General features: G+C 62.0%; 9 protein-coding genes. 1 reads left to right on the forward strand and 8 read right to left on the reverse strand.

Translation table 11 applies throughout. The features are described from left to right. Nucleotides 1-14 precede the first annotated feature (14 nt). The 8 genes from tssL to icd form a co-directional block, all read right to left on the reverse strand. Nucleotides 15-1382, reverse strand: a complete 1368-nt coding sequence (gene tssL / locus ACSFA5_RS31295) for a type VI secretion system protein TssL, long form (protein ID WP_435447946.1) — start codon at nt 1380-1382, stop codon at nt 15-17. Between the two features lie 152 nt (nt 1383-1534). Next, complete coding sequence (gene tssK / locus ACSFA5_RS31300) at nt 1535-2890, reverse strand: type VI secretion system baseplate subunit TssK (RefSeq protein WP_435447947.1); 1356 nt, start codon at nt 2888-2890, stop codon at nt 1535-1537. 33 nt (nt 2891-2923) lie between these two features. After that, complete coding sequence (gene tssJ / locus ACSFA5_RS31305; protein WP_435447948.1) at nt 2924-3463, reverse strand: type VI secretion system lipoprotein TssJ; 540 nt, start codon at nt 3461-3463, stop codon at nt 2924-2926. Between the two features lie 130 nt (nt 3464-3593). Continuing rightward, nucleotides 3594-4079, reverse strand: a complete 486-nt coding sequence (locus ACSFA5_RS31310) for an Hcp family type VI secretion system effector (RefSeq protein ID WP_435447949.1) — start codon at nt 4077-4079, stop codon at nt 3594-3596. Nucleotides 4080-4200: 121 nt separating this feature from the next. Continuing rightward, on the reverse strand, nt 4201-5703 hold the full coding sequence (gene tssC / locus ACSFA5_RS31315; RefSeq protein WP_435447950.1) for a type VI secretion system contractile sheath large subunit: 1503 nt from the start codon (nt 5701-5703) through the stop codon (nt 4201-4203). Between the two features lie 21 nt (nt 5704-5724). Next, nucleotides 5725-6282: a type VI secretion system contractile sheath small subunit gene (gene tssB, locus ACSFA5_RS31320; RefSeq protein ID WP_435447951.1), complete on the reverse strand. Its 558-nt coding sequence runs from the start codon at nt 6280-6282 to the stop codon at nt 5725-5727. Nucleotides 6283-6358: 76 nt separating this feature from the next. Then, the gene (gene tssH, locus ACSFA5_RS31325; protein ID WP_435447952.1) at nt 6359-9061 is read right to left on the reverse strand and encodes a type VI secretion system ATPase TssH; all 2703 of its coding nucleotides are present in this window, start codon (nt 9059-9061) and stop codon (nt 6359-6361) included. Between the two features lie 358 nt (nt 9062-9419). After that, nucleotides 9420-10679 (reverse strand): NADP-dependent isocitrate dehydrogenase, encoded by a 1260-nt coding sequence (gene icd, locus ACSFA5_RS31330; RefSeq protein ID WP_435447953.1) that lies wholly within the window; start codon nt 10677-10679, stop codon nt 9420-9422. Between the two features lie 219 nt (nt 10680-10898). Here icd and ACSFA5_RS31335 point away from each other — a divergent pair, with 219 nt between their 5' ends. Beyond that, nucleotides 10899-11222, forward strand: a complete 324-nt coding sequence (locus ACSFA5_RS31335) for a cell envelope biogenesis protein TolA (RefSeq protein WP_435447954.1) — start codon at nt 10899-10901, stop codon at nt 11220-11222. The last annotated feature ends 148 nt before the right edge of the window (nt 11223-11370 follow it).

Raw genomic sequence — 11370 nt, forward strand, 5'->3', positions numbered from 1 at the left:
TTTCTGACCTGCCTCTAGCGCCTGCCGGGGGCGGCGGTGGCGGCTTGGGACACAGGCGGCTCGGCGGCGCTGCCGTCGCCTTGCGTGACGACGATGTCGACCCGGCGGTTCTTCGCGCGGCCGACGGCGGTGGTGCTGTCGGAGATGGGCATCGTGTCGCCGCGCCCCTCGGTACGGAGCCGCGATGCCACCACACCCCTGCCCTGCAGCGCCGCGGCCACGGCCGCCGCGCGCTTCTCGCTCAACACCTGGTTGTTCGGAAACTCGCGCGTGCGGATGGGCTGGTTGTCCGAATGCCCCGTCACCTTCACCGAACCCGTGACCTGGTTGATTTCGTCGGCCACCTTGGCCAGCACCGGCAGGATCTTTGCGTTCATGCGCGCTTGCCCCGGCACGAACATGTCGTCGCCCTTGAAGGTGACGGCGCTGCGCCGGTCGTCTTCGTCCACGCTGACGGTACCGCGTGCGATCTCGGGTGCCAGAAGCTCCTTCAAGCGCAAAGGCTTGACCGGCGGTGCAGGCGGCGGCCGCATGCGGCCAATAGCCGCAATGCGCCCTTCCACGTCCGCGCCAAGCTGCAATAGCTGGTATTTGTACCAGGCAAAAAGGCCGAAAAGAATCAACGTCAGCAGCGAAGCCGTCACCCATACCGGCACGCTGCGCAAGAGCCGAAATTTGCCGGACCCCACGCCCTTCCAGTGCGGCGACAGGTCTTGCGGAACGTCGCCCCGCGCAGTACCGAGCAGGCCGAACAACCGGTGGCGAACCGTCTCAAGTTGCCTTCGACCGTTGGTTGCTGTGCTGAAGCGCCCCTCGAAACCGAGGCCGAGGATCTGGTACATCAGCTCGAGCAGATCGATGTGCTCCTGCGGACTGGCTGCCAGGCGGCCGACCAGCAGAAAGAACTTGTCGCCGCCTTTGGTGTCGCCGTGAAACTTGGCAGCCAATTGCTGGTTGGCCCAGATACCCGCCTCCGTGCCCTTGCCACCGCCCCATTCCGTGCTGTTGGCGGCTTCGTCGAGCGCGGTGCACAAGGAATAGCTCGCTGCCACCACATGCTCGTGCTTGACGAGGGCACTGCTGCAGATCGACTGAAATCGCGCGACTTCGCGCTCCAGCATGCGGTGGAACACGGTCACGCCCTCGTCGCTCAGCTGCGCGGGCATGTCGGCAAGTGCGCGCAGCAAGGGCTGTGCTGCTTCCAGCAGCGGGTTCTGGGCAGCCGCGACAGCGGCTAACCTTTTTTGCGCCGAGGATTCCGGAACAAGCCTCGGGCCGTCGGCGCGAGCATCAGGGACGACCGCGCCGTCCAGAGGGTCGCCATGAGGCTCACGCCTGTCGCCGCCTCCGTGGACATCGTCGTGTTCTTCGTTATGGAGCATGGTGCGTTCAAGAATGAAGGGGCCGGGCGGAATGGAGAGATGAACCCGGCCACGCTTTGGCCTTGGCGCCGTCGTTCATGGACGCCGCAGGGCAGTCAGGCAGTTGGACGGATTTCTTATGCAGGCTGGTGGTCATGAGCAACTCCTGTACGTCACTTCTCGCGTACGCCCCAGAGTTCCATGCGCAAGCCCGGAAACTCGCCTGCCACGTGCAGCGCCAGGCCGCCGTGCTTGACCATGTGTTCCCACAGCGGGCCGCGCGGGTCGATCTGGAAATAAACGAAGCCCGCGTTGAACGGAATCTGGCGCGGCGGCACCGGAAGGGTTTGCAGCGGGATGCCCGGCAAGTGAGACCGGATGAGTTCGGCCAGCCTGTCGCTGGGCCCGACCTTGCAACGTGCGGGAAACTGACTCGCCAGCTGATCGGGCGGGATGTGCGCCGCGATAGCGAACACCAGGCTTGAAAAGCCCTGGAGTTCGGAAGGTTCGACGCTGGCAACGCGCACGCCGTTGGCGCGGTTGGCCAGCGGAATGCTCTGCGCGCTGCGCACCAGCACGTCGTTCAACAGGGCCTGCACATCGCCCATCAGTTCCTTGAAGGAAAGGTACGGGTCGATGTGCTGGTAAGCCGGGTGAGCCTGGGGCCGGCGCGTGCTCGCACGCACGAAGGTGGCAAGTTCTCCGCTGAATGTGCGCAGCGCCGTGTAGACCGATTCCGGGGATGTTTCCCGCACGCGCAACCAGTGCTCGAACAAAGGCTCGTGGCGGTTGAGAATCTGCAGCAGCAGAAAGTCGGACACTTCGGCGGACTCGCTCGACTTGCCGTCGTTGCCGCTGAGCCGGCCTGCCAGCGACTGCGCGCGCAGTCGGCACAGACCGTGCAGATTGGTGACCCAGTCCGTCAGCAACGGACTTGCGCCGTAGCCGGAGACGGGCGGGATCAGATGGGGGTCGATCGCGATGCTGCCGTCTGACCGCAGGACCGTGACCTTTGCGAGTGGAAGTCCGATCCAGGCGTCGGTGAGTTCGCGCTGCGGCAACAGCCGCAGGCGCAGTCTGGACAGTTGGACCGTCTTGGGCCCTTGTCCGACGGAGTTGGCGTCGCGCAGTTCGGTGTCGAACACCGAGAAGCGTGCGAGCGAAGCGTTGGATGCCGCGGCATCGTCGAAGGTGGTTTCTTCGCCGTTGGGTGTGCGAATGGGCACGGCGAGGTGGATGACCTGCTCCAGATGCTCCGGCAGGATGGTGAGCGGCGCAGGCGGCAGCGTCTGGCCGGGGGCATCGAAAGGTGTGCCGTCAGAAAAAATACCCGCTGCGCTGCCTAGCACGAGCTTGCCCAGCGACAACGATTCGGCATCGATGCCGTAGTGCGTGAAGCCCCAGTAGAACGGACCGAGCGAAGCCGCCCGCTTGTGCGCGAGATGTTCGAGGTAACGCTCCTGCTGCTGAAACAGCTGCGGGCGCAGGAAGAGACCTTCGCTCCAGGCGACTTTGTTGTACCAGCTCATGAAATGGGTCGTTGTGCTTGAGAGCCCTGAGGCTCACTTGATGGTGATGAGCTGGATGCCCTTGGGCTGCAAGTCGATCTGCAGCCTGACCTTGTTGGCCGGCATGACCGACCGGTACCAGGCGACTTCGGGTGCGGGATCGATCTTCAGTACCGCGCGCCAGTCGGCTTGCGCAAGCTCTCGGTAGCCCGCAATGACGCCGATGGCGGTCAGGTCGGGGTGCGACTTGCGACGCAGGGTCCTGACGTCTCCCGGCCGGAGGATGAATTCGTCGCGAACCAGCAGGTCGCTGCCAATGACGCTCTTGTCGTTGGCGTTGAGCGAAAAGTAATCGGCCGATTCGAAGGTGCCCTCGGACTTCAATTCGTAGATGCGCACAAGGATCGGGGCCGCCCTGCCTTTGTCGTCGGGGTTGAGCCCTGCGTCTGCCGTGATGGTGATGTCGAGCTTGGTCTGCTCCCTGGGATATGAGAACTGGGCGCGGGAAGGCAGCACCATGGCCAGCGTGAGCGCCATGACCACGCACGAACGCACGACTGGAAGCCACCGGAGACCGGGCACGTTGAAGACCATATGAGGCAGAGTGAAGAGCGACGTCTATTCGTCGAAAAGCCAGAGCGAAGCCGGGCCGCACAGCAACGTGCGCGACCCGAACCGAACCGGGAATCCCTGGAGAAGACCCCGGGAACCGAGCGAAAACGACTCAGGACTCCTTGTTGCCCTTGATGTCGTAGCCGGCCGTTACCGCGCCGCCACTACCGCCTTGCGCGTTCTGCACCGCGTACTCCTGCTTGATCTTCGAGAAGGACAGCCGCACGCGTTCCTTGACGCGCATCTCGTCGGCGTTCGAGCCGAAAGGCTGGATGGCCGTGATGATCACGTCGGAGAACGTGAACTTCAGGTACTCCAGTGGATTGCCGCCGGCCTTGCGAACCGTGAGCTTCGCCTCCTGGATGTGCTTGCCCGTGAGGCAATACTTCATGAGGTTGGGGCTCGATCGGTCCACGTAGTGGTCGAACTCGAGGTCTTCGACGGTGGCCTTGCCAGCGCCGCCGCCAGAACCTGCATGCATGGTGGATTCCTGGAAGGCTTTCCAGTTGAAGGCAAGCACCTCGATTTCGTTCTTGTGGTCGGTGTCCTGCGACTCACCTTCGATGCCGTTGATCTTCAGAAAAATGTCTTGTGCCATGAAAACTCCCTGAACTTGTTTTGTGATGTGACAGATGCTCAAGCGCTCTTGGCGGCGCGTTGAACGGATTGGCCGGTGGCATCTGCGTGCCACTTCCTCGAATGCTGTGCAGCGCTGAAGATCAGGCTGCTTCCTTGAGCGATGGCAGCTTGGCCACGAGCCGAAGTGAAACGGTCAGGCCTTCGAGCTGGAAATGCGGACGCAGGAAAAACTTGGCGCTGTAGTAGCCGGGGTTGCCCTCGATGTCTTCCACCACGACCTCAGCCGCGGCGAGCGGCCTGCGCGCCTTGGTCTCCTGCGACGAGTTCGCAGGGTCGGCATCGACGTAATGCATGATCCATTCGTTGAGCCAGCGCTGCATGTCCTCGCGCTCCTTGAACGAACCGATCTTGTCGCGCACGATGCACTTCAGGTAGTGCGCGAAACGGGTGCTGGCAAACAGATAGGGCAGCCGAGCCGAAAGGTTGGCGTTGGCCGTTGCATCGGGGTCCATGTACTCCTGAGGCTTCTGCATCGATTGCGCACCGATGAAGGCTGCGTGGTCGGTGTTCTTGCGGTGCACCAGCGGAATCAGGCCGGCCTTGGCGAGTTCGGCCTCGCGGCGATCGGAGATGGCGATTTCGGTCGGGCACTTCATGTCGAAGCCGCCGTCATCGGACGGGAAGGTGTGGCACGGCAGGTTTTCGACCGTTCCGCCGGATTCCACGCCGCGGATCATGGTGCACCACCCGTAGAGCTTGAAGCTGCGGTTGATGTTGACGGCCATGGCATAGGCCGCATTGCTCCACACATAGTTGCGGTGGTCGGCGCCTTCGGTTTCCTCCTCGAAGTCGAACTCGTCGACCGGATTGGTTTTGGCGCCATACGGCAGTCGCGAGAGGAAGCGTGGCATGGCGAGCCCGACATAGCGCGAGTCTTCGGTGCTGCGCAACGAATTCCAGGGCGCATGCTCGAGGTTCGACGTGATCTTTGCCAGGTCACGGGGATTCGCAAGCTCCTGCCACGACTCCATGCCCAGCAGCGACGGTGCCGATCCTGCAATGAAAGGCGCATGCGATGCGGCCGAGATCTTGGCAACGGCGCCCAGCAATTCGACGTCGGGCGGCGTGTGGTCAAAGTAGTAGTCGGCCACCAGGCAACCGTAGGGCTCACCACCGAGCTGGCCGTACTCTTCCTCGTAGACGCGCTTGAAGATGGGGCTTTGATCCCATGCGATGCCCTTGTGACGGCGCATGGTGCGGCGCATTTCGTCCTTCGACAGGTCCATGAAGCGAATCTTCAGTTTCTCGTCTGTCTCGGTGTTGTAGACCAGGTGATGCATGCCGCGCCAGGCCGACTCGACCTTCTGGAAGTCCTCCTTGTGCAGCACAAGATTGATCTGCTCGGAGAGCTTGCGATCGATCTCGGCAATGATGGCTTCGATGCTGCTGTAGGCATCGTCCGTCATGGTCGCTGCGTTGACGAGCGCCTGCTCGGCCAGAGTGCGTACCGCCGCTTCGACGGCATCTCGTGCTTCTTCGGTCTTGGGCTTGAACTCCTTGTCCAGGAGGGCCGCGAAGTCGGAAGGGGTGTCGTACCGTGCCGTCTGGGGCGCGTGGAGCACTTGATCGCTGGTGATGGTCATTTTTTGTTCCGTGCGATGGAGTCAGGATGCCGATTCGGCGGAGGATTCGTCGTTGCTGGCATGCGCTTCACCAATCGGGCCGCGAGGCTTGGGCGCCAGGGCCAGCGACTTCATGAGCGCCGGGTCTTGCAGGAGCTTGTTGACCAGACCCTCAGCCCCGGCCTTGCCGTCCATGTAGGTCTGAAGGTTGGCGAGTTGGGTACGTGCTTCGAGCAGTCGGGCGAGCGGTTCGACCTTGCGCGCCACGGCGGCCGGCGAGAAATCTTCGATGCTTTCGAAGGTGATGTCGACCATGAGCTGGCCTTCACCCGTCAGCGTGTTGGGCACTGCGAACGCGGCCCGCGGCTGGATCGCCTTCATGCGCTCGTCGAAGTTGTCGATGTCGATGTCGAGGAACTTGCGCTCGGCGACCGGTGGCAGCGCCTCGACAGGCTTGCCGGAAAGGTCGGCAAGAACGCCCATGACAAAGGGCAACTCGATCTTTTTTTCTGACCCATAGATCTCGACGTCGTATTCGATCTGCACGCGTGGCGCCCGATTGCGGGCGATGAACTTCTGACTGCTGTTGTTGTTGGCCATGAAAACTCCCTGCTGAAAAAAAGACGAAACGAAAATCGGACGTGAGCGTTGATTGCAGCGCGCCAGCCCGAAAAAATCAGGCGTACTCGGTATGGCAGACGATGGCGCCCCCTCCTTGCGAATCCTGGCTGGCAGGCGTGTTGCCTCTCACGTCGATGGACATTCGGGTGATCGTTCGCTGCTCGCGCAAGGCGTCGAGCCATTGCCGCGACAACACGGGCAGCAGCTTCTGCTCGATGAAATCGATCAGGCGGCGCGCACCGGCTTCACGGGTGTCGCAGCGCTCGATGATCTCGGCCACGAGAGCGGACGTGTAGGCCAAGTCGATGCCGTGCTGTTCTTGCATGCGATCGACCACGCGGGCCAGATGCAGTGCAACGATGTCGGCCATAGCGCCCGCGCCGAGAGGCAAATAAGGCACGACGGACAGGCGTCCCAGGAATGCGACTGGAAAGACGGTGCGCAGAATCGGTTGCAGTTGTTCCCGCAGGGCGTCAACGTCGGGCACAACCGCCACACCGTCGCAAAGATGCGCAATGAGCTCCGACCCCGTATTGCTTGTCAACAAGATCGTGGTGTTCTTGAAATCGATGTGCCTCCCCTCGCCGTCTTCCATCCAGCCCTTGTCGAACACCTGGTAGAAGATCTCGTGAATGTCGGGGTGGGCTTTCTCGATCTCGTCGAGCAGGATCACGCTGTATGGCTTGCGCCGCACGGCCTCTGTCAGGACGCCACCCTCGCCGTAGCCCACATAGCCCGGCGGCGAGCCCTTCAGGGTCGACACGGTGTGCGGCTCCTGGAACTCGCCCATGTTGATGGTGATGAGGTTCTGCTCACCGCCGTACATGGCCTGTGCCAGTGCCAAGGCCGTTTCGGTCTTGCCCACACCCGACGGTCCTACCAGCAGAAAAACGCCCACCGGCTTGTGCGGGTCCGCAAGGCGCGAGTGTGCAATCTGGATGCGCTCCGCAATCGTGGCGAGCGCATGGCTCTGTCCGATGACCCTTGCATCCAGACTGGACTGCAAGCTGAACACGGCCGCGACTTCATCCTTCACCATGCGGCCTACAGGAATACCGGTCCAGTCGGCCACGATGGCTGCGACCACAGATTCGTCGACCTGGGGAAAGATCATCGGCGCGTCTTGCTGGCGCGAGACAAGCACCTGCTCCAGGGCGATGAGCTGCGCCGGAAGCGTCATGCCTCCGGCGCAGCCCGCCTCTTCTTCGCGTCCTCCCTCACTTCTTCTCAATGCATGAATCTGCTGGACGGCAGCCAACTCGTCTCGCCATCTCGCCTCCTGGGATGCCAGCTCGTCGGTTGCGACACCCAGCCTTGCCTTCGCAATGTCGACCGCCTTGCGCCGGATCTCGCTGCCTTGCACGACCAGATGGGCCTGTGCCAGCAAGTCGAGTTCGGTCAGCAACGCCGCAATTTGTGCGCGGAGCCGATCCACGACCGGCGGCGGCGTGTGCAGCGACATGGCCACGCGCGCACATGCGGTATCGAGAAGGCTGATCGCCTTGTCGGGAAGCTGCCGCGCAGGGATGTAGCGATGAGAGAGCGTGACTGCGGCCCTCACCGCCTCGTCGAGGACCGTGACGCCGTGATGAACGGCAAACGTGCCGACCAGGCCGCGAACCATCTCGATGGCCGCAGCCTCCTCGGGCTCTGCAACCTGCAATGTCTGGAAGCGCCGGGTCAGTGCCGGGTCCTTCTCGATATGGCGCTTGTACTCGCTCCATGTGGTCGCACCCACGGTGCGCAGCGTTCCGCGCGCGAGCGCAGGCTTGAGCAGGTTCGCCGCATCGCCGGTGCCTGCCTGCCCGCCCGCGCCGATCAAGGTGTGCACCTCGTCGATAAAGAGGATGACCGGCTGAACCGAGTTTCCCGCCTCGTCGAGCAACGACTTCAGGCGCGATTCGAACTCGCCCCGCATGCTGGCACCGGCCAGCAGCGCCCCGATGTCGAGACTCAGGAGGCGGGCGTCGCGCAGCGTTGGCGGCACATGGCCGCCAGCGATGGCCAAGGCCAACCCTTCGACCACTGCCGTCTTGCCCACACCGGCCTCCCCCGTCAGCAACGGATTGTTCTGCCGGCGGCGCAACAGGATGTCGACCATGGTGCGAATTTCATGCGCGCGGCCGATCACCGGATCGATCTGCTCGCTGCGTGCACGAGCGGTCAGATCGGTGCAGTACTTTTCCAGCGCAGTCGAGCCAGTCGATGAAGCGGCCATGGCACCACTGGCTTCCCCCGTCATCGCAGGCGTCAGGCCGGAGCCGTCATGCGGGCCCTCCTGGTCTTCAGGAGAGCCGACAATGAGGGCGCCGAGCCCGGTGGTCAGTTGACTCTCGGGAATGCGCTGGAATGCAGGCGAAATGTTGAGCAGTGCGCGACGCAGTTCAGGCGTCTGCAGCAGCGCCGACAACAGCCAGGCGCCTCGGATGCAGCGATCACCGAACTCGAGGCTGGACAGCACCCACGCACGCTCGATGACGGTCTCGATGTGATGGGAGAAGTCGCAAAGCGCGGTGGCACCCGAAGGCAATGCCGACAACGCGGAAGCGAGGTCTTTCTCGACGGCTTGCGAATCGACTTTGTAATGGCGGCAAATGCGATGCAGATCGCTGTCGCTGAGTTGCCAGAGTTGATGAATCCAATGCGTCAGTTCGACGTAGGGATTGCCTCTCAATCTGGCGAAAGCTGTTGCGGACTCGATGCCGCGAAACAGCGTGAGGTTGAGCTTGCCGAACAGGGCGCGCCGCGCGATCGTCATGGCGCGACTCCAGACGTTGCACGCGGCGCAACCGCCCCGTGCAACCTGTCCGCCGAACCCGATGTCCACAAGTCTGTTTTGCCCACTCCGCGCTCCCTATGCTTTCTGGAATGAGCGCGATTCTGGATGTGTTCCAGGGGTGCCAAAGACGCACAGTTTCTACCAATAGTTAAATCAGAAAAGGAGCCAATTGATCCGTGAAGTTTGTCCAGTGCCGCCTTCTTTGCCTATTACTAAAGTGTCAATGGCGACACCAGGCACCGCGCCCGAAGGACAAATAAAAAGGCCCTTGAATTCCGCATCGGAAGTTCAAGAGCCTTGGACCGACGTCGCAAGACATCGGCAAATGGAAAGACAATTACATGTTGTCGATCATGACCTGACCAAAGCCAGAGCAGCTCACCTGCGTGGCACCGTCCATCAGGCGTGCGAAGTCATAGGTGACCTTCTTGCTGGCAATCGACTTTTCCATCGCACTGATGATCAGGTCGGCCGCTTCCTTCCAGCCCATGTGCCGCAGCATCATCTCGGCGGAGAGAATTTCGGAACCGGGGTTCACATAGTCCTTGCCGGCGTACTTGGGGGCCGTGCCGTGGGTGGCCTCGAACATGGCCACGGTGTCGCTCATGTTCGCGCCAGGGGCGATGCCGATGCCACCGACCTGCGCGGCCAGGGCGTCGGACACATAGTCGCCGTTGAGGTTGAGCGTGGCGATCACGCTGTACTCGGCGGGACGCAGCAGGATCTGCTGGAGGAAGGCGTCGGCGATGCTGTCCTTGACGGTGATGTCCTTGCCCGTCTTCGGGCTCTTGAACTTCATCCACGGGCCGCCGTCGATCAGCTCGGCGCCGAACTCCTTGGCGGCCAGGTTGTAGCCCCAGTCACGGAAGCCACCTTCGGTGAACTTCATGATGTTGCCCTTGTGCACCAGGGTGACGCTGGACTTGTCGTTGTCGATGGCGTACTGCAGCGCCTTTCGCACAAGGCGCTCGGTGCCCTCGATCGACACGGGCTTGACGCCGATGCCCGACGTGTTCGGGAAGCGGATCTTCTTGACACCCATTTCTTCCTGCAGGAACTTGATGAGCTTCTTGGCCTTGTCGCTTTCGGCTTCGAACTCGATGCCGGCGTAGATGTCTTCCGAATTCTCGCGAAAGATCACCATGTTGGTCTTGTGCGGCTCGCGAACCGGGCTGGGCACGCCGTTGAAGTACCGGATGGGGCGCAGGCACACGTAAAGGTCGAGTTCTTGGCGCAGCGCGACGTTCAACGAGCGGATGCCGCCGCCGACGGGCGTGGTGAGCGGACCCTTGATGGAGATCACGTAATCGCGAACGGCCTGCAGCGTTTCTTCGGGCAGCCAGACGTCGGGGCCGTAGACCCTGGTCGCTTTTTCGCCGCCGTAGACCTCCATCCAGTGAATCTTTTTCTTGCCGCCGTAGGCCTTGGCCACAGCGGCGTCCACCACCTTCAACATGACGGGCGTGATGTCCAGCCCGGTGCCATCGCCTTCGATGTAGGGAATGACCGGTTCGTCAGGCACATTGAGCGAGTTGTCTGTGTTGACCGTGATCTTCTGACCTTCGGTCGGGACTTTGATGTGCTGATAACTGGACATAAGGGGCGGATGACTCCAGGTTTGACTTAATTTTGACGACTGTCAGCGAATTCAGACACGGCGTGGATTCGCTGTACAGCCCGTGAACAAATCGCTGTACATTTTAGACGCAACCCATCAGCAAGCGTTTGTCAACCGTAAGGCCATCGGCCTCGTTAGTGGCTGACCTTCTGCTCGCCGGGAGGCGTTTCCAACCAATTCTCGATAGAGGAATCATCAATGAGCAAAATTCTCGCAGTCATGATCGCCGGCCTGTTTGCCGCTGGCGCCTATGCCCAAAACCCGGCTGGTACGACGCCCGAACAAGGTAACGCCACCAACAGCAAGTCGCAGCAACGTGCCGAAGCCAAGAAGGCTGCCAAGCCGGCTGGCAAGGTTGCCGGTCCTGCTGGCGACGAAGCCAAGACCCCCGAAGGCGGCGCCATCGGTACCGACAAGGCTGCGGCCTCCGGCGAGAAGCGTGCTGAAACGCGCGACCAGCGTCGTCGCAACAAGGACGGCAGCATCAAGCGCAAGTCGACCCAAGGCGCTACCCCCAAGTAATTGGCGGGCCGCACAAGGAAAGCGCTCTTCGCAGGCTGTGTAAATAGTCTGCATCGAGTCGACGAGAAGTGCCCTCCAGGCGTTGGTCTGGAGGGCATTTTTCATTGGAGACTGACCCATGGGACATCGACACGGACAGGACCGAGGC

The sequence above is a fragment of the Variovorax monticola genome, assembly GCF_051216855.1.
Taxonomy (GTDB): domain Bacteria; phylum Pseudomonadota; class Gammaproteobacteria; order Burkholderiales; family Burkholderiaceae_C; genus Variovorax.

What these genes read in the sequence shown, in the direction of transcription:
- tssL (WP_435447946.1), bottom strand. Translation starts at nt 1,382, where the DNA reads ATGCTCCATAACGAAGAACACGACGATGTCCACGGAGGCGGCGACAGG.
- tssK (WP_435447947.1), bottom strand. Translation starts at nt 2,890, where the DNA reads ATGAGCTGGTACAACAAAGTCGCCTGGAGCGAAGGTCTCTTCCTGCGC.
- tssJ (WP_435447948.1), bottom strand. Translation starts at nt 3,463, where the DNA reads ATGGTCTTCAACGTGCCCGGTCTCCGGTGGCTTCCAGTCGTGCGTTCG.
- ACSFA5_RS31310 (WP_435447949.1), bottom strand. Translation starts at nt 4,079, where the DNA reads ATGGCACAAGACATTTTTCTGAAGATCAACGGCATCGAAGGTGAGTCG.
- tssC (WP_435447950.1), bottom strand. Translation starts at nt 5,703, where the DNA reads ATGACCATCACCAGCGATCAAGTGCTCCACGCGCCCCAGACGGCACGG.
- tssB (WP_435447951.1), bottom strand. Translation starts at nt 6,282, where the DNA reads ATGGCCAACAACAACAGCAGTCAGAAGTTCATCGCCCGCAATCGGGCG.
- tssH (WP_435447952.1), bottom strand. Translation starts at nt 9,061, where the DNA reads ATGACGATCGCGCGGCGCGCCCTGTTCGGCAAGCTCAACCTCACGCTG.
- icd (WP_435447953.1), bottom strand. Translation starts at nt 10,679, where the DNA reads ATGTCCAGTTATCAGCACATCAAAGTCCCGACCGAAGGTCAGAAGATC.
- ACSFA5_RS31335 (WP_435447954.1), top strand. Translation starts at nt 10,899, where the DNA reads ATGAGCAAAATTCTCGCAGTCATGATCGCCGGCCTGTTTGCCGCTGGC.